We start from the raw sequence: 22255 nt of genomic DNA on the forward strand, positions 1-22255 counted from the left end.
CGAGCGCCGGGATCCCTCGGTGACGCGACCCCGCAGTGCCCGCGACCCCTCAGCCCTGCGCGACCCCGGAGAAGTCGGGCGACCCGTCGGGCAGCGCCGGCAGTGGCGTGCCGTCGACGTACCGCGGCCACGCCAGGGCACGCGACGACGTCGGACGCGGCTCGTACCGGTACCGGTCCCCGCTGACCGGGCCGGCCGCCGTGGCAGTCGTGGCAGCCGTCGGGGCATCGGGCACCGGAGTGGCGGCCCACGTCGCGATCGGTGCCGCGGGCGCCAGCGGGGGTGCTGCCGGCGGCGCTTCCGGCGTCGGCCACGCTCCGACCGCCCCCGCCGGGACGGCGCCCCGCGGGCGGAAGAGCGCGTTGCTGAGCGGGACGACGACCGTTCCGAGGAGGTCGAGGATGACCACCACCCAGACGAGTCGCCAGTAGCCGCGGGCGTAGTCCACGTCGGGTGCGAGCAGCGGGATCGACAGCAGCAGTGCGAGCAGGGCGATGACCCCGACGGTGGCCTTCGCGACGACCTGGAGTGCCGGTGTCGGGTAGCGGCGGTGGATGACGAGCAGCAGGTGCACGTGCAGGAGCGCCACGCGGGCGACGCCGACGAGCCAGATCCAGTGCCAGAACCGCTCGCCGACGAGCCAGAGGCCGTCATCGCCGGAGGAGTCCGTCGGGGCGAGCCACACCTTGTACAGCCCCGCGACGAGCAGGTACATCGACGTGGCGATGCTCACGAACGCGAACGTGCCCGATCGGCGTGACGAGACGTCGGCGTCGTACCAGGACAGCAGGGCGAAGACGACCACCACGACGATCGTCAGGAGCAGCTGCACCGCGACCCGTCCGAAGTCGCCGACCAGCACCGCCACGATGCCGACGAGCCCGGCTGCGACGACCGCGCCGATGATCGTCCGGAACACGAGTGGCCGGACCTTCGCCCAGCGTCGGTCGATCGTGCCCGCGGCGCCGTTGTCCGTCATGTGTCCCCCGTCGTTCGTCGCCCACCTGGCGGATCCGTCGGTTCGCAGCGTAGCGGGCGGTGCGAGCCACCACCGACCGCCGTCAGCGGCGGATGAACCGCGGTCAGCGGCGGACGAACCGCGGTCAGCGGCGGATGAGCAGCCCGCTCGCCCGCGGGGACAACGCGGCGTCGAGCACCAGGCACGCGGCTCCCACCGCGGCGACGTCGGCACCGCGGTCGCTCTCGACCACGTCGACCGCGTGCTTCGGCACGAGCAACGGCGACCCGACGATCGCCGCGCGGGCCGCCGGCAGTGCTGCGCTCGCGATGCGGGACCAGAACGGTCCGCCGAACACGACCCGGTCGATGTCGAGCAGGTTCACGATGACGACGGCGGCGTCGCCCATGACGGTGCCGGCTTCGGCTGCGAGCGTGATCGCGGCCTCGTCGCCGGCGGCGATGGCCTCGGCGAGTTCGTCCCAGGCACGGTTCACCGCGTCGACCGACCCGTCGGACGAGACGGGCGAGACCGCACCGGCAGCGTCGCCGCCGCCGGACAACGCCACCCCCCGCTCCCGCGCGATCCGCACGAGCCGGTCCGGCGCCACGGCCGCACCCACCTCTCCCCGGGTGCCGGACCCGTCGGGGGTGCCGGCGAGCGATCGCTGGTCGACCATGATGTGCCCGGCGTCGCCGGCGTTCGACCCGACCCCGCGCACGGGTTCGTGGTCGACGACGAGCCCGACGCCGAACCCGGTGCCGAAGTACACGAACGCGAAGTTGCGCGCCGACGACTCCCCCGCCAGGAACATCTCGCCGACCGCGGCGGCCGTGACGTCCTTCTCGAGCAGGACGGGGTAGCCCGTGGCCTCGGCGAGCGCGTCGCGCAGGGGCACGTCCCGCCACCGGGGCAGGAACGGCGGGTCGACCACGATGCCGGCGTCGACGTCGATGGGTCCCGGGCTGGCGATCCCGACACCGAGCACTCCGTCGACGTCCACGCCGGCGTCGGCGATCAGGCCGTCGACGGCGGAGCCGATGGTGCGGACGACCTCGGACGGGTCGTCGGCGGTCGGCGTCGAGGTGGTGGACGAGGCGATGACGGTGCCGGCCAGGTCGAGGAGCACGTAGGTGACGACGGCCGGGTCGACGTGCACGCCGACGGCGTAGCGGCTGCCGGGTTCGAGCCGCAGGATGGTGCGCGGCTTGCCCCGACCGGCGACGACGGTGCCGGACTCGACGATCATGCCGGCCTCGATCAGGAACCGGGTGACGTTCGACACCGTCTGCGCGCTGAGACCGGTTCGCGAGGCGAGTTCGACGCGACTCAGGCCGTCCGGCGAGCGTCGGACGGCATCGAGCACGACCGTGCGGTTGAACCCGCCGATCGACGGGAGGTTCGCTCCACGCCGATGTTCTGCCATTCCGCGACCATACCGCGGCAACGGTGCGGTCTCGGTCTGCCGTCCGCGCTGGCCCCCACACGGGTCGCACCGTTACCCTGGCCGCATGGCCGACCTGCGTCTCGAAGAACTCTCCGCGAAGACCGCTGCCGCGGCGAACTCCCTGACGCTCAAGCCGGGTCAGGAACAGTTCGTGCAGCCGACCACCTACGGGGTCGCCGAGTCCGACGTCAAGCCGAGCTCCGCGTGGACCCGGGTGGTCCTGGACGGCGACGAGGTCCTGGGCCTCATCATCGGTTCGTTCGACGCGGACAACGCGCAGGAAGAGCTGCGCAGCGCCATCTGGCGGGTCAACGTCGCCGGCACGGCGCAGGGTCGCGGCGTCGGCCGCTTCGCCGTGCACGGCCTGGCGGACGAGGCCCGCAGCCGCGGGCAGGAACGCCTGACGGTCGTGTACGAGCCCGGTGGCGACGACAGCCCCGAGGCGTTCTTCCGTGCCGTCGGCTTCGAGGTCGTCCGCGAGACCCAGTACGGCGACCACTTCGCGGTCCTGACGCTCTAGTACGTCTCCGACGACGTACTCACCAACGACGTGACCGAGGGCGACGCCCCCGCGCCGGAGCAGGACTTCGGCGCGGCGGTGGCCGAGGTGGTCCGGATGATCCCGCCGGGTCACGTCATGACGTACGGCGACGTCGCCGCGGCGCTCGGCTCACGCGCGTCGCGTGCGGTCGGCAAGGTGATGGCGCACGAGGGCGCCGACCTGCCCTGGTGGCGTGTGGTGCGCGCGGGTGGGCACCCGCCGCTGCACCACGAGGCCCGGGCGCTCCAGCACTACCGCGCGGAGGGCACGCCGCTCGTGCAGGGGACGGCGGCCTGGAGGCTCGACATGCGTCGCGCGCGCTGGTCTCCGGACGACGGTGACCGGTCAGGGACAGCGACCGGCGGGACGGGCGCTGGACGGGCCTCCCGGCCGAATGTCGGCTACGACTCGACGGACCCGGGGTTCCCGTCGGACCCGTTCTGAACCGTTAGGGTCCAGCGGGTCCCCTCCCGAGCTGGCCTGCCGCGCCCGGTCACGGGTCCGCCGAGTTCGATCGCGGCGTCGAGCCTCTGCCGACTCAAATCCCGGCTATCCAGCGGTCGAGCGCGGACTCAGGCGATCGCATACTTCCGCTGTCTACGAACGGAAGGAGTAAGCCGCTCAAGCGAGAACGCTTCCCGCTCACTACCTCGCTCGCAACTACTCGCCCTGCTCCGGCGATCCAATCCGCAATCTGAACACGTGGATCATCCTTCGACTCGACTTGCACGATCCGCTTCAGCTGCGCTCCCCAGAGATACTCCGCATTCAACTGAACTATTTCGAGCATCTGATCGGTCATCTGGCGGTACTCATCCATCAACAACTCAAACTCAGATCCCCGAAGGCGCTCGTGCCACGTGGTTGTCACCACCAGCAGAGTCGGCAGCATCGGTTCAAGGTCAAGCGTTTGCGAGAAGTCCTTCTCAATGAGGTACGCCTCAGATCGAGCCTTCCAAAGGAGGTCCAGCATGCTAGAGGCGCGTCGGTCATGCGACGCATTAAGTATCGCGAGCCGGAGCGCGTTGATAAAGTCTTGTGCCCGATTCTTAGGTGCATGGGCTTCTTTGTAGGACCGACACAGACGGTTGAAACTTTCGAGCAATTTTGCTCTGATCGCCTCCCCCAATATCGGCAGAACGTGGTCTGCGATCTCATTCGCATAAAAGGCTTCGTACTGGACGCCAATGGGACGCCTTGAGGCATAGGAGTCCTCTTCGATCAAGAGGGACACCATTTTCCCCGCGAGGAATTTTTCCTTGTCAGCCAAGTACACGCTCGCCTTACCGTCCAACGGCCCACCCGCCTCGAACAAGGCTTCGACGATAGGGCGGTGCTTTTTGATCAGTCTTGGCAGCTTCAGCTCGGCACCCGATAGAGCCTCGTCCTCGGTCGACCCGATCTCCCTGCGTGTAGCAACGACCAAATCACGCGCGGTCGACTCGTCCAGGTTCGTTGTGCCGTAACTGAAAACACGATGCGTCGGACGACTGAGATTCTCCCCATCGGAGCCTGACTCGTCCCCGACGACCTGCGCGATCATACGGAAATCATAGAGGTTGCCGTTGCGAGACGGCGTCGCCTGAGCCGCGGAAAGGCAGATTGAAGCGCGGGAGATCCACCGCAACTGGTCGGCTACGCCCCCAGCGAGTCGATCTGGTTCGAACTGTTCTGATCGACCGACGGATCCGGCACGTCGCCGGCCGGACCAGGCGCCGGTCCGCCCGCCCCAATCGCGACGGGGACCAATGCGGCGACGTCCGCCACGCTCGCGGACTCTGCGGGCCGGAGATCGCGGACGCGCCGCGCGGGCACCCCGGCGTACAGCCCGCCGGAGCGCAGGTGCCCCGCGACCACCGCATCGGCGGCAACCTCGACGTAGTCCTTAATGACGGCGCTGGAGAACACCATCGTCCGGGCGCCGATCCAGACCCGCTCGCCGATGGGTACCGCACGCCCCGAAGCCGTGCGGTCCCAGTCGCCAGCGCCGTCGATACCGTGGTTGCTCGTCACGATCAGCGTCTGGACGCCGATCGCCGTGTCGTCGCCGATCATGCCGGGGAGCGACCGACTCGATCGAGACGTGCTTGTTGCAGAAAACGCCGTTGCCGATGGCGAGGTTCCGCGCCGAGCCGGTCAGCGCGAACTCGACGCCGCGACCGGACCCGACGTGTGCACCGGCGAGGTCGAGGAGTGCACGGCGGACGACCCGGGGAGCGAGTGCCGAGCCGAGCAGGGTGCTGAGAGGACGTTCTCGGTGCCGTAGACCAAGTCTCACGCCGACGGGTGGCCAGGCCGCTCTTCGTGTGGGTCACACGCAGACAGAAGGTCCGGATCGCTGTGATCATCTCCGCGTGGTGCGACTCATGCAAGTTCCCGCCGTCGTCGTCCCGGGACTTCACGCGTCGAGCATCCCGCCGCCGTCGCCTCACACGTCGAAGCGCTCGCCCTTAGGGCTGGTCGGGATCAGGCACAGCAGGTAGACGCCGAGCGAACCGATGCCCGGCACGACGTGCAGGAACTGCCAGAAGCCGGACAGGCCGGCGTCGTGCAGCCGTCGGGCGCCGAGGGCGAGCGACCCGACCAGGGTCGCGAGGCCCCAGAGCACGAAGAGGTAGGACCCGACGGGGTTCTCGAACAGCGCGGTGTCCGGCGTGAACGCCTGCGGGACGAGCTGCAGCACGAGGCCGATCGCGAGCGACGTCAGCCACCACCACCAGAACTCGGCACGCGAGGCCCGACCGGTGAACACGGTGTACTTCCGCCAGAACCGCCGGACGCCCTCGGTGAAGGGTGCGCCGTAGAAGGGGTCGCGGAGGGCGACGCCGCCGGGTTGCACGCTGTCGTTGCTCATGGAGCAAGCCAACCACGTCACCACGCGCTCATGGCACTCCCGTGTCCACTGATAGCCGCTGAAACTGTGCTCTGAAGTACGTTATCGATTGCTTCCCCGAGGGAGCTAAAGAACTCCATCATCTCGCTAAGCTCATGCGGCCCGACAGTCGGCAAGGCGTTGCTGTGCGCGATCGAATGACGATGAGTGATCCAGCTCTCAAGTTCTTGCTGAGCGCTCGGAATAGCCTTAAATCCCGGATTGGATCCAGCAATCGCGCCCCAGATGGGCTGAAACTCTTGTTCAATTTTGGCCCATGGCCCTGCAACACCCGCCAGAGTCATAATCTCCTTTACCACTGCCGAATTCGGATTCGATTTAGTATCGATCGCGTTGTCTCCCCAGACCTCGCCGTCGGCTATGCGGTTTGCTACCGAGTCAAGGCTAGCGATACGAGTCACCGCTGGTATCGGGACTCCATGATCAGCCTTTCGCAAGGCAGAATTCAGATTACCGACGAGAACACCGAGCTGCATCTCGTGCGGCAAATTGATCCGATGTATCGGAGGGGTGGCCATCCCGTAGTGTTCTAAAGCCCGATTTCCTTGATCCTTCAAAAATTGCTCAAATCTTCCCACCAGAAGGACGATACAGGCTGCGGCCGCTGGCGGAATAAGGCCAACAGATAATCCAATTTTGACAATGGACTGTTGACTGGTAGCCGCCACTTCAACAACCTTCAAAAGCGGGCGTACGCTTTCGATGTCCAACTTATACCCAGCAAGAGACATCAGTTCCCCAGTTCGGCCTCGACCATATTCCGAACCCGCTGAACACGCTCCCGCACCGAGCTCGGAGTGTTTGTCGCCGCTCCAATAACTCCGGTAAAATCAGTGTCGGCGAAAAGGGCGCGCATGCCCTGCTGAAGTTCAGCCTTCGCCCGACCCACACGATCCGCGTCGAACGGCTGGACACCTAGCATCTGGGCATCAAACAGCGAAGCAACAACAGCCGCTCCAGGCCTACCGCTTCTCGCGTTAGGTCGCCTAAACGCGTCGATCCCGAATACAGTTCGAACCTTGTCTACCGTCTCAGTGAACGACCTTTGAAGAGCCAACAATTCACGTCCGGACGAATCTTTATGGGACCCCATGAAGTCATTCATCTCGCGCACAAGCGAGCCCGAGAATCGCGACCACGATCTTGACAAGGTGAAAAATCGGAGCACCAATTCGACGTCGCGCATCTGACGCCAAAGAGCGGAGCGCTGACGAGTCTCGACATCGGATAGTCGGAGCAGCTCTCGAAATGGCTCGTATTCCGCTAGAGTGTGGAGCAGATCATTTAGAGGTCCAGCATAAGCGACATTACGCAGTTCCTGGGCGTTGAGTCGCACACCCCCGGTATTCAACCTCTGAAAGACTTGGTACTTGATGTCAGGATCGGACATCCGAAGGATTATGATCGCGCGGAGACTGGCCCGAGTTTCAAGCACGGATCGGAGATCCCGGTCAAGTTCGGAGAACTTTCGACCTTCGGCTTCCGAAAACACATCAAGGCCGGTTAGCGCAAAGCCGTCCCTCATGAACTCCGACACCGCGGTCAACCGCTGCTTGCCATCGATAATTGAGTAGCTACCAAAGTCGTCTTCGTTCAGAAAAATCGGCGGTAGAGGAACATTCATCATGAATGACTCAATCAATTGGGACTGACGCCGCCTGTCCCACCTATGCCTTCTTTGAAACGACGGGTCCAGGTCGATAGAATTATCAGATACGAGGCGCGAAATAGTACTCAAGTTGTAGTCGAGTGTCGTCGTGACGAGGTCACGCTGCGCTTTGAGCCATTTATCACGCGTGATCGCGGCACTTGTCTCCTCGTCGAAGCCGTCCCCAATATCAGCGCGCTCTGCGGCAACCCTAACCATGCGCCCAATCTTGCACTATCTCGAGCTGAAAGTGAGTTAGACACGAAAACATGTTGGAGCGAGGAGTGACAGGGCGACGCCGCCGGGCTGCACGCTGTCGTTGCTCATGGAGCAAGCCAACCACGTGGTGCAGCCCGGCTGCGTCCTACACGAGCGAGTCGCGCCAGGCCGCGTGCAGCTGGGCGAACCGTCCGGTACCCGAGATGAGGTCGGCGGGGGTGCCGTCCTCGACGATCTTCCCGTGTTCCATCACGAGCACGCGGTGGGCGATCGCGACGGTGGACAGGCGGTGCGCGATGATCACCGCGGTACGGTCGGCGAGCAGGGTCTCGAGCCCTTCCTGCACCAGCCGCTCCGAGGGGATGTCGAGCGACGCCGTGGCCTCGTCGAGGATGAGCACCTTCGGGTCCGCGATGAACGCCCGCGCGAACGAGAGCAGCTGCCGCTGTCCCGCCGAGACACGACCACCGCGCTTGTTCACGTCGGTGTCGTACCCGTCGGGGAGCGCCATGATGAACTCGTGCGCGCCGACCGCCTTGGCGGACGCCTCGATCTCGGCGCGGGAGGCCCCCGGCTTGCCGAGCGCGATGTTGTCCGCGACCGTGCCGGAGAACAAGTAGGCCTCTTGCGTGACCATGACGATCGCGCGGCGCATGTCCTTCGTGTCGAGGTCGCGCAGGTCCACGCCGTCGAGCCGCACGGAACCGTGCGACGGGTCGTAGAAGCGCGCCATGAGCTTGGCGAGCGTCGACTTGCCCGCGCCGGTGGATCCGACGAGCGCGATGGTCTGCCCGGACGGGATGTGCAGGTCGAACTCCGGCAGGACGACCTTGCCCGCGTTGTACGCGAACACGACCTCGTCGAAGTCCATCTTGCCCGTGGCGTCGGCCAGCTTGGTCGGCTTCACGGGGTCCGGCACGCTCGGCCGCTCCTCGAGGACGCCGGAGATCTTCTCCATCGCCGCCGAGGCCGACTGGTACCCGTTGTAGAACATCGCGAGCTCCTGCGCCGGGTCGAAGAAGCGCTTGGCGTACAGCGCGACCGCGAGCAGCGCACCGACCTCGAGCGTCCCGCCCACGATCCGGAAGCCGCCGACGACGACCACCGCAGCGAGCGTGGCGTTGCCGATGAGCACGAGCACCGGGTCGAACGTCCCGAACAGGTTGAACACCTTCGTGTTCGCCAGCCGGTAGTCCTCGACGAAGCCGCCGTACTCGTCCTTGTTGCGGGACTCCTTGCGGAACGCCTGCACGGCACGGATGCCCGTCATCGTCTCGACGAAGTGCACGATCACGCGCGCCGAGGTGACGCGGGTGGCGCGGAACAGCGTCTGCGAGTTCTTCTGGAACCAGCGGATCAGGAACCAGAGCGGCACGAGCGACACCGCGAGCACGAGCCCGGACGTCGGGTCGAGCAGCACCAGGGCCACGGCGGTGAACACCATGTACAGCACGCCCTGGATGAGCTGGTTCAGGCCGGAGTCGAGCAGCTCGCGGATCGAGTCGAGGTCACTCGTCTGGCGGGAGATGATCCGGCCGGACGTGTAGGTCTCGTGGAACTCGAGCGACAGCCGCTGCGTGTGCAGGAACACCCGCTTGCGCAGGTCGAACAGGATCGCCTGGCTGATCCGTGCGGCGAGCACGGTGTACCAGGCGGTGAGCACCGCGCCGAGGACGGCCACGACGATGTACGTCGCGACGACGCCGAACGCCGGCACCCAGTCGTTCTGGTCCATCACCGCGGGCAGGGCGTTGTCGATGCCCCACGCGATGAGCGCCGGACCCGCGACGGTGCCCGCCGTGGAGACCACGACGACGATCCCGAGCAGCACCAGGCGGAGCTTCAGCGGGGCCGCGAGGGAACCGAGCAGGGCGAGGGAGCGCCGCCGCAGGCGCTTGCTCTCCGCCTTGGTGAAGTCTTCGCGCTCCTCGCCGCGCACGCCCAGGGTGGTGATCGAGGCGGTGACGGGCGCGGCAGACTGCGCGTCGGCGATGTCGTCGACGACGGGATCCGCGCCTCCCGGCCCGGCCGACGTGTCGAGCGGCAGGTTCTTCTCTTGCTGGCTCATGCCATCGCCTCCTGTCGTGCGGTCGCGTCGTCGTCGTCGAGCGACGAGATGACGTAGCGGTAGTGCTCGTTGGTGGCCATCAGGTCGTGGTGGGTCCCGACGGCGGTGATGACGCCGTTCTCCATCAGGGCGACCCGGTCGGCCAGCGTCACCGTCGACGGACGGTGCGCCACGATGAGCGACGTGGTGTCGGCGAGCACGCGGCGCAGGCCCGCCTCGACCCGTGCCTCGGTGTCGACGTCGAGCGCCGACAGCGGGTCGTCGAGCACGAGCACCGACGGCCGCGCGGCGATCGCACGAGCGAGCGCCAGGCGCTGGCGCTGTCCACCGGACAGCGACAGCCCCTCTTCGCCCACCCGGGTGTCCACGCCGTCGGGCAGGTCGTCCACGAAGGACGCCTGCGCGATGTCGAGTGCCTCGCGCATGAGCGCCTCGGCCTCGGCACCCTGCACATCCGGACGACCGAGCAGCACGTTCTCACGCACGGTCGACGAGAACAGGGTGGCGTCCTCGAAGGCGACGCCGACGTGCCGGCGCAGTTCTTCGCGGGTGAGGTCGCGGATGTCGACCCCGTCGATCGTCACCGATCCGCCGGTCACGTCGTACAGGCGCGGCACGAGCGAGAGGAGCGTCGTCTTGCCACAGCCCGTGAGCCCGACGAGCGCCATGGTCTCGCCCGGCTGCAGCTGCAGTTCGACGCCGTTGATCAGGTCCGGGTACTGCGGCGCGGAGTCCTGGTACCGGAAGTGCACGCCGTTGAACGACAGCGCACCGTGCGGCTCCGCGATCGTCTTCGGGTCCTGCGGGTCCGTGATGGTGTTCTCGGAGTCCATGACCTCGAAGAAGCGGTCGACCGCCGTGCGGGTGTCGAACGTCATCGAGAGCAGGAAGCCGATCGACTCGATCGGGAACCGCAGCACCGTCGCCGTCGCGAAGAACGCGAACAGCTGACCGACGGTCATCTCGCCCTGCGACGCCAGCCAGATGCCGGCGAGCAGGCACAGCGCGAACGCGACGTCCGGCACGAGCAGCAGCCACAGCCAGATGCTCGCGATGGCCTTCGCCTTCTTGATCTCCGTGCCACGCAGGGCTTCGGCCTGCTCGCTGAACTCCTCGAGCTTCGACCCGCCGCGACCGAACGCCTTGAGCACACGGATGCCGTGCACCGACTGCTCGACGCTCGTCGCGAGGTCACCGACCTGGTCCTGGCTGCGGCGCGCGACGACGGAGTACCGACGCTCGAACAGCAGCCCGTTGATCCACAGCGGAATCGACGCGATCAGGAAGATCAGCCCGAGCAACCACCCGAAGGTGAACAGCACGACGAAGCCGACGACGATCGTCACGACGTTCACGACGAGCAGGACGACACCGAAGGCCAGCCAGCGGCGGATCAGCGACAGGTCCGACACGGAACGGGACAGCAGCTGCCCCGACTCCCACCGGTCGTGGAACGCGACGGGCAGATCCTGCAGCTTCGCGTACAGCGAGTTCCGCATGCTCGCTTCGATCCGCGTCGAGGGGCGCATCACCATGCGGCGGCGCGAGGCGATGAAGAACGCCTCGAGCACACCGAGGGCGAGGACACCGAGACCCGCGGGCCAGATCTGTGCGCCGTCCTTCGATGACAGCGGACCGTCGACGAGCCACTGCAGGACGTAGGGGATTGCGAGCGCCACCAGGGAGGCTCCCATCGCTGCGGCCATGCCGCCGATGAGGCGCCCCTGGTAGGGCTTCACGTAGGGGTAGATCCGCGCGATCGCGCGGAAGGTGGACGGGCGCGCCGTGGTGGGCGACTTGGACATGCGTTGCGTCCTCATGCGTCTGCCGGGTCCCCGGGTCGCGCTGCGCGGTACCGCCTGCTGCGTGCGTACTTGCGTGCGGCTGGCGTGCGGTGCGTGCGCGGCCTCGACCTGGAGGCTCGGTGTGGCGTTGCGTGTTGATCATCGGCCGGGCGCGTGGTCGCGCCTCCGCCGTCACTCGCGTGACGTCGGTCGGGCCGGAGGGCACCGGGAGACACTCGTCCCCCGGGTTCAGGCGGGTGGTTCGCGGACGCTGGTCGTGCGGCGCCGCGAGGCCGTGGGAACGGCCTGGCTAGACGGCGGCCGCGACGCGCGGTCGCGGTGCGATCAGGGATCGCCGTGCGGGAGTGGTCCCCACGACGGACACGAGACCTGCGCGGGCGGCCGTCGCCACGGTTCCGGTCATGTTGTCCATCGTCACTCCAGTCGTCGTCTTCGTCACCGTTGTGTCCGCGGTGCCACCGGTCCCGAGGGATCGTCGGCTGCCTGTCGCGGAGCCTTACAGACTATTCACAGTGACTCTCAGCGCGCAATAGGATGCCGCGATTTGTTCACTTCAGTGGAAGAAGTGGCGCTCGCCCGTGAAGTACATCGTGACGCCCGCGGCCGTCGCCGCGGCGATGACCTCGTCGTCGCGGACGCTGCCACCGGGCTGGGCCACCGCGCGCACACCGGCGTCGAGCAGCACCTGCAGGCCGTCGGCGAACGGGAAGAACGCATCGGACGCCGCGACGCTGCCGGTCGCGCGGTCACCGGCACGGTTCACCGCGAGGTGGCACGAGTCCACCCGGTTGACCTGGCCCATGCCGACCCCGACGCTCGCGCCCTGGTTCGCCAGCAGGATGGCGTTCGACTTGACCGAACGGCTCGCCTTCCACGCGAAGGCCAGGTCGGCGAGGGTCTGGTCGTCGGCGGGCGCGCCGGCGACCAGGGTCCACGTGGACTGGTCGAACGCCGTGAAGCGGTCGGCGTCCTGCACCAGGAAGCCGCCGGAGATCTGCTTGACCTCGCGCGGCGCCAGGGCGAAGTCGGCCGGCAGCGTGAGCAGGCGGATGTTCTTCTTGCGCGACAGGATCTCGAGCGCCTCGGGGTCGAAGCCCGGGGCGACGACGACCTCGGTGAAGATGTCCTTCACGGTCTCCGCCATCGCCACGGTGACCGGACGGTTCGCGGCGATGACCCCACCGAACGCCGACAGCGGGTCGCAGGCGTGCGCGGCGGCGTGGGCCGAGGCGATCGGGTCGGCGGCGTCCGCCGGGGCGATCGCGATGCCGCACGGGTTGGCGTGCTTGATGATCGCGACCGCGGGGGTGTCGAAGTCGAACGCCGCACGGACGGCCGCGTCGGCGTCGACGTAGTTGTTGTACGACATCTCCTTGCCGTGCAGCTGCGTCGCCTGCGCGATGCCGGCGCCGTCGGTGCTCGTGTAGAGCGCGGCTGCCTGGTGCGCGTTCTCGCCGTAGCGGAGCGTGGCCGACAGGTCGGCGGTGAAGCCGAGGTGCTCGTCGAACGCGCCGGGCGTCTGGATGTCGCCGCTGGTCGTCGGCGCCGCAGCGGCCGCGACGACGTCGCTGGCGAAGTAGGACGCCACCGCGGTGTCGTACGCCGCGGTGTGCGCGAAGGCCTGGGCCGCCAGACGCTTGCGGAGCTCGAGCGAGGTGCCGCCGGCGCGGACGGCCTCGACGACCTCGGCGTAGGACGACGGCGAGACGACGATCGCGACGTTCGGGTGGTTCTTCGCCGACGCACGGACCATCGCGGGGCCGCCGATGTCGACGTTCTCGACCACGGTCGCGGTGTCGGCACCAGAGGCCACCGTCTCGACGAACGGGTACAGGTTCACGACGACGAGCTCGAACGCCGCGATCCCGAGGTCGGCGAGCTGCTGCTCGTGCGACTCGAGGCGCAGGTCGGCGAGCAGGCCCGCGTGCACCGAGGGGTGCAGCGTCTTGACCCGGCCGTCGAGCGACTCCGGGAACCCGGTGACGCTCGCGACGTCGGTGACGGCGTACCCGGCGTCACGGATCGTCTGGGCGGTGGACCCCGTCGACACGATCTCGACACCCGACTCGGCGAGGGCACCGGCGAGCTCGAGCAGGCCGGACTTGTCGCTCACCGAGATGAGTGCGCGGCGGACCGGCACCACGTCACGGTCGCGGTAGAGGCTGGGGTCGGCTGCGTGCACGCTCATGCGCTCGGGGTGCCCTTCAGGTCGGTGGTGCCGTTGGCGATGTCGAGGATGGTCTGGATGAGCAGGCGGCGCTCGACCGGCTTGATGCGGTCGTGCAGCGTCGACTCGGAGTCGCCCGGGAGCACGGGAACGCGCTCCTGGGCCAGGATCGGGCCGGTGTCAACGCCGTCGTCGACCGCGATGACGCTCGCGCCGGTCTCGGTGACGCCGGCGGCCAGGGCGTCCCGCACGCCGTGGGCGCCGGGGAACTCGGGCAGGTACGCCGGGTGGGTGTTGATGATGCCCGGGGCGAACTCGGACACCACGGCCGGGGGCAGCAGGCGCATCAGGCCGGAGAGCACGAGCAGGTCGGGCGACCACGGGCGGATCTGCTCGGCGAGGGACTGTCCCCACTCGGCACGGGTCTCGTAGCGCGAGAACGGCACCGTGAAGGTCGGGATCGAGAACTCCTCGCCCAGACCGAGCCCCTCGGCATCGCGGTCGGCACCGATGGCGACGACACGGGCGGGGTACTCGGCGTCGAAGGTCGCTTCGAGCAGGGCTCGGAGGTTCGACCCGGTACCGGAGATCAGGACGACCAGTTCGAGCACGGCACCAACCCTACCGGGACCCGCGCGTCGTGACGTCGGCGCTAGCGATCGTCCTTCGGGCGGCGCCACCAGGGCAGCTCCTCGTCGGGGATCTGGTCGGTGACGTCCCAGTTCGTCGGACGGGCCGCCTGGGTGGGAGCGGCTGCGGGGGCCTCGGGTGCGGCCGGCTCGTCGTCGACGTCGTCCCGACCGGCGACGAACTCCTCGGTGCTCCACGGGAACGCCGGCTGCGCGTCGGTGTGGTCGGGCGTGGACGTCGACGTGGCGGGCCGTTCCGGAGCGGGCGCAAGGCGCTGCTGCTCCGCTACGGCGTCGGCACCGGTCACGCGGTCGCGGAGTCCGCCGGCGCGGTCGCGGAGTCCACCAGCTCGCTCGCGGAGTCCACCGGCACGCTCCCGCACACCGTCGGCGGCACCGTGCAGTCGATCGCGCAGGGCACCCATCGCGGCACGTCCCGACGAGGGGGGCTCGGTCGGGCTCTCGTCCGCCAGACGCTCCGAGGCGACGGCGTCGGTCTTCGCCCAGGCCGGCAGTTCCACGTCGTGGTCCGGGTCGCGCGGGGGCGTCCGAGGCGCTGCGATGGGCGCAGGCGCGACCGGTTCGTCGGCGATCGGTTCCGTCGGGCTGTCCACGGCGGCGCGCGAGCGGGCAGCGGTCGACCCGTCGTGGGACTCCTCGACCACGAATCGGTGCACGTCGGTGGTCCGTCCCGCGCCGGCCTGGTCGAGCGCGGCGAGCAGCGATCCCGTCCCGGCCTCGGCTCCGTTCCGGTCTGCGTCGTCGTCGTCCGCCTCGGTCCAGCGCTCCCGGGTCCAGCCCCGGTCCGGCAGTCGGACGAGGTCGCTGCCCGCGGCGAGGGCGATGACCGCCGGCAGGCCGATCTCGAGCGCGGCGAACCCACCCACCACCAGGGCGTGCGGGCCGACGTCGGCCAGTCGTCCGGGGCCGAACGATCCGGACGACACCCAGGCGATCAGCCCGGTCAGGACACCGGCGACGATGCCCGTCACGACACCGGCGAGCGCTCGGTGGAGTGCGGAGTCGGCGCTCCCCAGCGCACGGACGAGTCGCGGGCGCATCGAGCCGCCGATCGCGAAGCCGGCGATCACCGGCACCAGGATCCAGACCAGGCCGAAGGTGTGGCCCGAGGTCGGCAGTGCGCCGAAGACCGGCAGTCCGGGGATCGGTCCGAGGGTCGTGGCGATCGGGGACACGCTCGAACCGGTGCCGATGGCGAACCCGGGGCCGATCAGCCACGACGTCGCCCACCCGACGAAGTCCGGCAGGAACGCGAGCTGCCCGACGGTGAGGGCGATGCCGCCGATCACGCCGGCGTGGGACTGCTCGTACAGGGTGATCACCTCGGCGAACGAGGTGAAGAGCAGCAGCGCGACGACGACCCCGGCGAACGCGACCACGACTCCGGTGGCGGCGGTCCCGGCGCGGAGACCGAACCCGGCGATCGCACGCCAGAGCACGGGCACGCGGTCGAGCAGGTCGAGCACACGCTGGGTGGCGGGGTCCGCCGGCAGGTCCCGTCGTCGTCGGCAGACCTCCGAGCTGATGAGCGCCGGGATCCCGAACCACAGCGCGGGCAGGACCACGGCCTGCCAGATCGTCGGCTGTGTGGCAGCGGAGGTCGACGACAGCGCGACGCCCAGGCCGAGCGCCGCGACGACCGCCGTTCCGACCAGCAGGCCGGTGGTGCGGTGCTCGGTCTCCGCGAAACGTCGACCCGCACGGGCGCCGAGCCAGGCGGTCACGACCGCGAAGCCGAGCGCCGCGAGCGTCACGTGGATGGGATCGGCGGCACCGCTGACCCCGGAGCTCTTCGCCAGCGCGGACCCGAGCAGGAACGAGACATCGACGCCGTGGCCGACGAGCCAGACGCTGCCGGTGGCCTTCCAGAACACGTCCCAGTCGATCTGCAGGCCGTACTCGAAGCCCCACAGCAGGGTGAGCGGCACCAGTGCGATCCCGATGCCGACGCCGACCGTCACGACCGCCTCGATCGCGGCGAGCAGAGCGGTTCCCAGGCGGTTCATCGCAGCGAGGATACGTGAGCCGACCCCCGAACGACGGGAGGCTCGGCGCGGAACCCGCACCGAGCCTCCCGGCTTCGTCCCGACCGTGTGCCGGGCGATGGCTACTAGCGGGCGGCGACGACCTCACGCAGCAGCGCAGCGGTCTCGGACGGTGTCTTGCCGACCTTGACGCCTGCGGCCTCGAGCGCCTGCTTCTTCGCCTCGGCGGTGCCGGCGGAACCGGACACGATCGCTCCGGCGTGGCCCATCGTCTTGCCCTCGGGGGCGGTGAAGCCCGCGACGTACCCGACGACCGGCTTCGTGACGTGCGCCTTGATGAACTCGGCTGCGCGCTCCTCGGCGTCGCCACCGATCTCACCGATCATCACGATGGCCTCGGTCTCGGGGTCGGCCTCGAACGCGGCGAGCGCGTCGATGTGCGTCGTCCCGATGACCGGGTCGCCGCCGATGCCGATGGCGGTCGAGAAGCCCAGGTCCCGCAGCTCGTACATCATCTGGTAGGTCAGGGTGCCCGACTTCGAGACGAGGCCGATCGGGCCCTTGCCGGTGATCGTCGCCGGGGTGATGCCGACGAGCGATTCCCCCGGGGTGATGATGCCGGGGCAGTTCGGGCCGATGATGCGGGTCGTCCCGCCGAGCGCCTTGGCGTGCGCCCAGAACTCGGCGGCGTCCTGCACGGGGATGCCCTCGGTGATGACGACGACGAGCGGGATCGCGGCATCGATGGCCTCGAGCACGGCGTCCTTGGCGAAGGCCGGCGGCACGAAGACGATGGAGACGTCGGCACCGGTGGTGTCGATGGCCTCGCGCACGGTGCCGAAGACGGGCAGCGACACGTCACCGTGGGTGACGGTGGTGCCGGCCTTGCGGGCGTTGACGCCACCGACGACCTGGGTGCCGGCCTTGAGCATGAGGGCGGTGTGCTTGGTGCCCTCGCCGCCGGTGATGCCCTGGACGATGACCTTGGAGTCCTTGTTGAGGAAGATCGACATGGTCAGTCCCTTCAGGCCGCGGCAGCGGCGAGTTCGGCGGCCTGCTCGGCCGCGTCGTCCATGGTCGCGGCGACGGTGACGAGCGGGTGCGCTGCCTCCGCCAGGATCCGTCGGCCCTCTTCCACGTTGTTGCCGTCCAGGCGCACGACGAGCGGCTTGGTGGCCGCGTCACCGAGGATCCCGAGGGCGGCGACGATGCCGTTCGCGACGGCGTCGCAGGCGGTGATGCCGCCGAAGACGTTCACGAAGACGCTCTTCACCTGCGGGTCGCCGAGGATGACGTCGAGGCCGTTGGCCATGACCTCGGCCGAGGCGCCGCCGCCGATGTCGAGGAAGTTCGCGGGCTTCACGCCGCCGTGGCGCTCACCGGCGTAGGCGACGACGTCGAGCGTCGACATGACGAGGCCCGCACCGTTGCCGATGACGCCGACCTGGCCGTCGAGCTTGACGTAGTTCAGGCCGTGGGCCTTCGCCTTGGCTTCGAGCGGGTCCTCGCTGGCGGAGTCCTCGAGGTCCTTGTGCGCGGGGTGGCGGAAGTCGGCGTTCTCGTCGAGCGAGACCTTGCCGTCGAGCGCCAGGATCTGGCCGTCGCCGGTGCGGACGAGGGGGTTCACCTCGACGAGCGTGGCGTCCTCGCCCTTGTAGACGTCGTAGAGCTTCGAGAAGACGTCGGCCACCTGGTCGACGAGCTCCGCCGGGAAGCCGGCCTGCTCGGCGATCGCGCGACCGGCGGCCGCGTCGATCCCGGTGAGCGGGTCGACCTCGACGCGGGCGAGCGCCTCGGGCTTCTCGACTGCGAGCTGCTCGATCTCCATGCCGCCCTCGACGCTGGTGAGCGAGAGGTAGGAGCGGTTGGCCCGGTCGAGCAGCACGGAGAAGTAGAACTCCTCGGCGATGTCGGCGCCCTGGGCGATCATGACGCGCTGCACGGTGTGGCCCTTGATGTCGAGCCCGAGGATGGCCTGGGCGTGCTCGAACGCTTCGTCGGGGGTCTTCGCCACCTTGACGCCGCCGGCCTTGCCGCGCCCGCCGACCTTCACCTGGGCCTTGACGACCACGACGCCACCGATCTTCTCGGCCGCCGCTCTCGCCTCTTCCGGGGTGTCGGCGATGATCCCCTGGAGGACGGGGACGCCGTAGGACTCGAAGAGGTCCCTGGCCTGATACTCGAAAAGATCCACGCTGTTCTTCTTCCCGCACGGTTCGTGCGATCGGCATCGGTTTCCCGGTCGCGCACTCCACATCGAGGGTCGCTCGATGTCGAGACAACGGCCGTCACGCAGCCTAGCGCGGCGACATGGACGTCGAGACAACGGGCGGCGCGGGACGCAGGGGAAGGCGCGGTCGCTCGACCACCCGTCGGCGACCGCGCTCCACTCCCCCGAGCACCGGCAGTGTGCACGGCCGTCGTGACGGGGAGGTGTCCCGGAGGTGAACTCGCGCACCCTGGACGCCGCTCTCACCGACCCGGCGTACACCGGAAGGCCCGAACCACCGGCAGGCCCGAACCACCGGATGGCCCGAACGAAGGAGCGCGCATGACCGCGGAACAGAACCAGCAGGCACAGGAACGACTCGGCGAGATCCTGGAGGCGCGCGCCTTCGACCGCTTCCCCGAGGTGTGGGCGGAGGACGTCGTGGACCACGACCCCGCGCCCGACCAGCAGCCCGGCCTCGCGGGGATCGTCGACTTCTGGACCGAGTTCACCACCGCGTTCCCGGACCTCACGCTCGAGCCCGACCCGCTCGTCGTCACGGACGACTACATCACCGCGGTGTTCACGATCCGCGGGACCCACACCGGTCCGTTCCAGGGCCACGCGCCGACGGGTCGCGCCTTCGAGGTCCGCGGCATCCAGGTCTCGAAGTTCCGTGACGGCAAGATCGCCGAACGCTGGGGCTCGACCGACGAGAAGGGCCTGGCGGAGCAGCTCGCGCTCGGCTCCGGCGACGTCCACTTCGTCAGCGCCTGAACACGATCCGACACCCGGCACCACCCACACCCAGGAGGACACCATGAGCGATCCCGGCATCAGCCCCGTCGACGACTTCGAGGCCCAGCAGCGCCGCGACGACGACATCGACCGCGAGCACGTCGGCCCGTACGAGGTGGACGAGTCCGAGGAGTCCCTCGAGACCGTGACGAACGACGCCGTCGCCGGCGAGACCGTCGAGCCGCAGCCCGGTGACGGTACCGACGACGGCCCGACCGGCGGATCTCCGCGCGAGGGCTCCCCCGACTTGTGGGAGCACGACGCCGACGAGGACCGGCCGGACCTGGGAGGCGACCTCGGCACCAAGCCGCTCTGACCCGCATCCCCTGACCAGCGCCTCCCCCAGGGATCCGCGGAACACGGCCCGTAGCATCGGGCCGTGTTCCGTCGCGTCCGAGCCAGCGTCCGCAGCATGCCGTCGGCCGCCCGCCTGGTGGCCATCGCGGCGATGCTGCTCGTCGCGGCCTCCGCACACCTCGCCGCGCAGTCCGAGCCGGCAGGTCGATGGGTCCCGCTCCTCGCGGTCGCGGTGGTCGGAGCCGTCGTCACCGGAGCACCGAGCCGCCTCTGGCCGCTCCCCGCGATCTGGCTCGTCGCCACCCTGCTCGCCCTGACGGGCGACGCCCGGGTGGACGGCACGTACCTGGTGATCGCCCTCGTGACCGGCGTGGTCGCGCTCGTCGCGGCGATCGTCGCTGACCTCGTCCCTGTCCTGCGGGCGCGACGCCGACGGGGTGGACCGTGACCACCCCACAGCCTGGAGGCCCGGTGCCGGGCCCGCCACGTCCCTCCAGTCACGGCCGTCACCCCGCTGGCGCGGTGCGCCGGAACCGGCTGGTGGGGCCCACCTCCCGTCCGTCGTCCGGTCGCGTCCACGACCGCAGCCTGCGTCGGTTCCTCGCCGACAGCACGCCCGTGGCCGCGGGCGGCCGCGCCATCCTCCTGCAGATCGCCGACCCGGTCGTCGCGGCGGGGGTCCGTCGGCACTCGGACTTCGCCCGTCGACCGCAGCAGCGGCTGGCCCACACCCTGATGTTCGTGTACGCCGTCGTCTCCGGCACGGAGCAGGACGCCGCGATCGCCGCGGGTTTCGTGAACCGGGCCCACACGCCCGTGACCGGCGCGGACGACGTCGACCGGCAGCTGTGGGTGGCCGCGACCCTGTTCGACTCGGCTCGTCGGGCGCACGACCTGTTCGGCGCTCCCGTCACGGCGGAACGCGCCGAGGCCGTGCTCGCCGCCTACGCCCCGATCGCGACGACGCTGCGGGTGCCCGCCGAGCGCTGGCCGACCTCGGTCGCGGCCTTCGACGAGTACTGGGCCGACGCCCTCGGGCGGCTCGAGGTCACCGACGACGCCCGCGGGGTGGTGCGTGACCTGCTCCACCCGCGGTTCGCGCCGCTCTGGGTGCGTGCCGCGATGCCGCTCGTCCGTATCGTCACGGTCGGGATGCTGCCGGAGCGGCTGCGGACCGCGTACGGGTTCGCGTGGGGGCCGCGCGAGCACCGTCGGTTCCAGCGGACGGTCGCCGCGGTCAGCGGGGTGCGGTCGGTCCTGCCCGGGGCCCTGCTGCGGCTGCCGGGTCCGCTGCTGCTGCGGGCGATGCGCCGGACGGCCGGGCGACACGCCACGGTACGGTAGCGGGCATGTCGGTCGACCACTTCGCCATCACGGTCCCGCGCTCCTGGTTCGAGCTGCCCGTCGAGCCGGAGCGCCGCGACGACCGGATCAGCGCCCTCGTGCAGGAGCGCATCGAGGACCAGCGCGAGCTCTGGGACCACCGCACCGAGATCGTCCGCGCCCTCCGTCGGTTCGCGCGGTCGGCGTGGGACAGCGGTGCGCGGTACTGCGCGGCCTTCGCCGAGCCGAGCGAGGACGGCATCGTCTCCGGCGCCCTGACCGTCACGGTCCTGCCCGCGCCGGAGGCCGGCGGCGACCCGCTCGCCGCCCTGACCGACCACGTCGCCGCGCTCGGCGGTGACGACGACGGCATGCACGTCGACGTGCACGAGGTCCCGCGCGTCGGTCGGGTGCCGCGCGTCTGGGGCGTCTCGACCGTGCAGGCGCCGGACGGCCGCGGCTCGTTCGACGTCGTGCTGATGCAGACGTTCGTGCCGGCCGGTGACCAGGTCGCGCTGGTGAGCGTGTCCTCGCCCGCGACCGACCTGGCCGAGCCGCTGTACGAACTGTTCGAGACCGTGACCGACACCTTCGAGCTCATCGACTCGGCCACGGTCGGCGGCGGGGTCGACTGATGCGGATCTGGCCGTTCCGGAAGCGTCGGAAGCCCGTCGAGCCCGTCGTCGAGCGGGTCACCGTCGACGACCTCGCGCGGATGGCGCAGCGCGGCGAACTCGCCCGCGCGGTCGTCACCCCGCCGCCGGCTCCCCGCGCCAGCGCCGACCGGGTGCGGGCGACCGTCGCGCAGCTGCCAGGGCGTCCCCTGGGCTCCGCCGGTGGCACGGCTCGCCGCGACGCGGCTCCGGCCCGGCAGACCGCGGCGGCCGTCCTGGTGCTCGACGACCACCAGCGGGTGACCGTGTCCGGTGGCGGGCTGATCGGCCGTGACCCGGCGAGCGCCCACCCGGACGGCGGCTACGCGCACATGATCGCGCTCGAGGACCCGGACAAGCTGCTCAGCCGCACGCACCTGGAGTTCGGCTTCGGTGCCGAGGGGTCGCTCTGGGTGCTCGACACGGCGTCGGCGAACGGCGTCGAGCTGCAGCGGCCGGGGTTCCCGGCGACGATGGTGCCGCCAGCGCAGCGCACCGTGGTGCAGCCGGGCGACGTGGTCGTGTTCGGCGGCCACACCCTGCGCGCCGAGCCGCAGACCGCGCTGGTCGGCGAAGCCCCACTCGGCTGACGCC

Annotated in this window: 22 protein-coding genes; 8 read left to right on the forward strand and 14 right to left on the reverse strand. The window is 69.5% G+C overall.

Annotation, left to right across the window (positions count from 1 at the left end; translation table 11 throughout):
* Positions 1-49: 49 nt before the first annotated feature.
* Together HQQ88_RS05555 and HQQ88_RS05560 are read right to left on the reverse strand one after the other, a co-directional pair.
* Positions 50-979, reverse strand: a complete 930-nt coding sequence (locus tag HQQ88_RS05555; RefSeq protein WP_173168894.1) for a hypothetical protein — start codon at positions 977-979, stop codon at positions 50-52.
* Positions 980-1103: 124 nt separating this feature from the next.
* Positions 1104-2384, reverse strand: coding sequence for an ROK family transcriptional regulator (locus HQQ88_RS05560; RefSeq protein WP_173168895.1), 1281 nt, complete (start codon positions 2382-2384; stop codon positions 1104-1106).
* A gap of 85 nt (positions 2385-2469) precedes the next feature.
* Between HQQ88_RS05560 and HQQ88_RS05565 the strand changes: the two genes are divergently transcribed.
* Both HQQ88_RS05565 and HQQ88_RS05570 read left to right on the forward strand, forming a co-directional pair.
* Positions 2470-2925, forward strand: coding sequence for a GNAT family N-acetyltransferase (locus HQQ88_RS05565; protein ID WP_111085338.1), 456 nt, complete (start codon positions 2470-2472; stop codon positions 2923-2925).
* Between the two features lie 30 nt (positions 2926-2955).
* A complete protein-coding gene (locus tag HQQ88_RS05570; RefSeq protein WP_367916981.1) occupies positions 2956-3390 on the forward strand; it encodes an MGMT family protein in 435 nt (144 codons plus the stop codon).
* 94 nt (positions 3391-3484) lie between these two features.
* On the opposite strand, the gene HQQ88_RS05575 is transcribed toward HQQ88_RS05570, so the two are convergent.
* The 12 genes from HQQ88_RS05575 to sucC all read right to left on the reverse strand — a co-directional run bounded on the left by HQQ88_RS05575 (position 3485) and on the right by sucC (position 18575).
* Positions 3485-4489 (reverse strand): DUF3800 domain-containing protein, encoded by a 1005-nt coding sequence (locus HQQ88_RS05575; RefSeq protein ID WP_173168896.1) that lies wholly within the window; start codon positions 4487-4489, stop codon positions 3485-3487.
* Between the two features lie 92 nt (positions 4490-4581).
* On the reverse strand, positions 4582-5001 hold the full coding sequence (locus HQQ88_RS05580) for a hypothetical protein (protein ID WP_173168897.1): 420 nt from the start codon (positions 4999-5001) through the stop codon (positions 4582-4584).
* 373 nt (positions 5002-5374) lie between these two features.
* Positions 5375-5800, reverse strand: coding sequence for a DUF805 domain-containing protein (locus HQQ88_RS05585; protein WP_173168898.1), 426 nt, complete (start codon positions 5798-5800; stop codon positions 5375-5377).
* 17 nt (positions 5801-5817) lie between these two features.
* Positions 5818-6549, reverse strand: coding sequence for a HEPN domain-containing protein (locus HQQ88_RS05590; RefSeq protein WP_173168899.1), 732 nt, complete (start codon positions 6547-6549; stop codon positions 5818-5820).
* A 20-nt stretch (positions 6550-6569) separates the two neighbouring features.
* Positions 6570-7706 carry a DUF262 domain-containing protein gene (locus HQQ88_RS05595; RefSeq protein WP_173168900.1) on the reverse strand — a complete coding sequence of 379 codons (1137 nt, stop codon included), beginning with the start codon at positions 7704-7706 and terminating at the stop codon, positions 6570-6572.
* A gap of 145 nt (positions 7707-7851) precedes the next feature.
* The gene (locus HQQ88_RS05600) at positions 7852-9774 is read right to left on the reverse strand and encodes an ABC transporter ATP-binding protein (RefSeq protein ID WP_254066935.1); all 1923 of its coding nucleotides are present in this window, start codon (positions 9772-9774) and stop codon (positions 7852-7854) included.
* Positions 9771-11579 (reverse strand): ABC transporter ATP-binding protein, encoded by a 1809-nt coding sequence (locus tag HQQ88_RS05605; RefSeq protein WP_173168901.1) that lies wholly within the window; start codon positions 11577-11579, stop codon positions 9771-9773. The genes HQQ88_RS05600 and HQQ88_RS05605 overlap by 4 nt, the downstream gene beginning before the upstream one ends.
* Positions 11580-12132: 553 nt before the next feature.
* Entirely contained in the window at positions 12133-13767 is a 1635-nt protein-coding gene (gene purH / locus HQQ88_RS05610; RefSeq protein WP_123936913.1) for a bifunctional phosphoribosylaminoimidazolecarboxamide formyltransferase/IMP cyclohydrolase, read from the reverse strand.
* Entirely contained in the window at positions 13764-14357 is a 594-nt protein-coding gene (gene purN, locus HQQ88_RS05615) for a phosphoribosylglycinamide formyltransferase (protein WP_111085342.1), read from the reverse strand. The genes purH and purN overlap by 4 nt, the downstream gene beginning before the upstream one ends.
* A gap of 41 nt (positions 14358-14398) precedes the next feature.
* A complete protein-coding gene (locus HQQ88_RS05620) occupies positions 14399-16402 on the reverse strand; it encodes a DUF6350 family protein (protein ID WP_173168902.1) in 2004 nt (667 codons plus the stop codon).
* Between the two features lie 104 nt (positions 16403-16506).
* Positions 16507-17394: a succinate--CoA ligase subunit alpha gene (gene sucD, locus HQQ88_RS05625; protein WP_123340958.1), complete on the reverse strand. Its 888-nt coding sequence runs from the start codon at positions 17392-17394 to the stop codon at positions 16507-16509.
* A gap of 11 nt (positions 17395-17405) precedes the next feature.
* Positions 17406-18575: an ADP-forming succinate--CoA ligase subunit beta gene (sucC, locus tag HQQ88_RS05630; protein ID WP_123671459.1), complete on the reverse strand. Its 1170-nt coding sequence runs from the start codon at positions 18573-18575 to the stop codon at positions 17406-17408.
* A 357-nt stretch (positions 18576-18932) separates the two neighbouring features.
* Here sucC and HQQ88_RS05635 point away from each other — a divergent pair, with 357 nt between their 5' ends.
* The 6 genes from HQQ88_RS05635 to HQQ88_RS05660 all read left to right on the forward strand — a co-directional run bounded on the left by HQQ88_RS05635 (position 18933) and on the right by HQQ88_RS05660 (position 22251).
* Positions 18933-19367, forward strand: coding sequence for an ester cyclase (locus tag HQQ88_RS05635; protein ID WP_131921957.1), 435 nt, complete (start codon positions 18933-18935; stop codon positions 19365-19367).
* Between the two features lie 43 nt (positions 19368-19410).
* Entirely contained in the window at positions 19411-19704 is a 294-nt protein-coding gene (locus HQQ88_RS05640) for a hypothetical protein (RefSeq protein WP_123340961.1), read from the forward strand.
* A 63-nt stretch (positions 19705-19767) separates the two neighbouring features.
* Positions 19768-20133 carry a hypothetical protein gene (locus HQQ88_RS05645; RefSeq protein WP_173168903.1) on the forward strand — a complete coding sequence of 122 codons (366 nt, stop codon included), beginning with the start codon at positions 19768-19770 and terminating at the stop codon, positions 20131-20133.
* 92 nt (positions 20134-20225) lie between these two features.
* Positions 20226-21029 carry an oxygenase MpaB family protein gene (locus HQQ88_RS05650; protein WP_173168904.1) on the forward strand — a complete coding sequence of 268 codons (804 nt, stop codon included), beginning with the start codon at positions 20226-20228 and terminating at the stop codon, positions 21027-21029.
* Positions 21030-21034: 5 nt separating this feature from the next.
* Positions 21035-21643 (forward strand): hypothetical protein, encoded by a 609-nt coding sequence (locus HQQ88_RS05655; RefSeq protein ID WP_111085350.1) that lies wholly within the window; start codon positions 21035-21037, stop codon positions 21641-21643.
* Positions 21643-22251 (forward strand): FHA domain-containing protein, encoded by a 609-nt coding sequence (locus HQQ88_RS05660; protein WP_123293218.1) that lies wholly within the window; start codon positions 21643-21645, stop codon positions 22249-22251. The genes HQQ88_RS05655 and HQQ88_RS05660 overlap by 1 nt, the downstream gene beginning before the upstream one ends.
* Positions 22252-22255 lie beyond the last annotated feature (4 nt).

The organism is Curtobacterium sp. VKM Ac-2861 (genome assembly GCF_013204965.1).
GTDB lineage: Bacteria > Actinomycetota > Actinomycetes > Actinomycetales > Microbacteriaceae > Curtobacterium.

What these genes read in the sequence shown, in the direction of transcription:
- HQQ88_RS05555 (WP_173168894.1), bottom strand. Translation starts at nt 979, where the DNA reads ATGACGGACAACGGCGCCGCGGGCACGATCGACCGACGCTGGGCGAAG.
- HQQ88_RS05560 (WP_173168895.1), bottom strand. Translation starts at nt 2,384, where the DNA reads ATGGCAGAACATCGGCGTGGAGCGAACCTCCCGTCGATCGGCGGGTTC.
- HQQ88_RS05565 (WP_111085338.1), top strand. Translation starts at nt 2,470, where the DNA reads ATGGCCGACCTGCGTCTCGAAGAACTCTCCGCGAAGACCGCTGCCGCG.
- HQQ88_RS05575 (WP_173168896.1), bottom strand. Translation starts at nt 4,489, where the DNA reads ATGATCGCGCAGGTCGTCGGGGACGAGTCAGGCTCCGATGGGGAGAAT.
- HQQ88_RS05580 (WP_173168897.1), bottom strand. Translation starts at nt 5,001, where the DNA reads ATGATCGGCGACGACACGGCGATCGGCGTCCAGACGCTGATCGTGACG.
- HQQ88_RS05585 (WP_173168898.1), bottom strand. Translation starts at nt 5,800, where the DNA reads ATGAGCAACGACAGCGTGCAACCCGGCGGCGTCGCCCTCCGCGACCCC.
- HQQ88_RS05595 (WP_173168900.1), bottom strand. Translation starts at nt 7,706, where the DNA reads ATGGTTAGGGTTGCCGCAGAGCGCGCTGATATTGGGGACGGCTTCGAC.
- HQQ88_RS05600 (WP_254066935.1), bottom strand. Translation starts at nt 9,774, where the DNA reads ATGAGCCAGCAAGAGAAGAACCTGCCGCTCGACACGTCGGCCGGGCCG.
- HQQ88_RS05605 (WP_173168901.1), bottom strand. Translation starts at nt 11,579, where the DNA reads ATGTCCAAGTCGCCCACCACGGCGCGCCCGTCCACCTTCCGCGCGATC.
- purH (WP_123936913.1), bottom strand. Translation starts at nt 13,767, where the DNA reads ATGAGCGTGCACGCAGCCGACCCCAGCCTCTACCGCGACCGTGACGTG.
- HQQ88_RS05620 (WP_173168902.1), bottom strand. Translation starts at nt 16,402, where the DNA reads ATGAACCGCCTGGGAACCGCTCTGCTCGCCGCGATCGAGGCGGTCGTG.
- sucD (WP_123340958.1), bottom strand. Translation starts at nt 17,394, where the DNA reads ATGTCGATCTTCCTCAACAAGGACTCCAAGGTCATCGTCCAGGGCATC.
- HQQ88_RS05635 (WP_131921957.1), top strand. Translation starts at nt 18,933, where the DNA reads ATGACCGCGGAACAGAACCAGCAGGCACAGGAACGACTCGGCGAGATC.
- HQQ88_RS05640 (WP_123340961.1), top strand. Translation starts at nt 19,411, where the DNA reads ATGAGCGATCCCGGCATCAGCCCCGTCGACGACTTCGAGGCCCAGCAG.
- HQQ88_RS05655 (WP_111085350.1), top strand. Translation starts at nt 21,035, where the DNA reads ATGTCGGTCGACCACTTCGCCATCACGGTCCCGCGCTCCTGGTTCGAG.
- HQQ88_RS05660 (WP_123293218.1), top strand. Translation starts at nt 21,643, where the DNA reads ATGCGGATCTGGCCGTTCCGGAAGCGTCGGAAGCCCGTCGAGCCCGTC.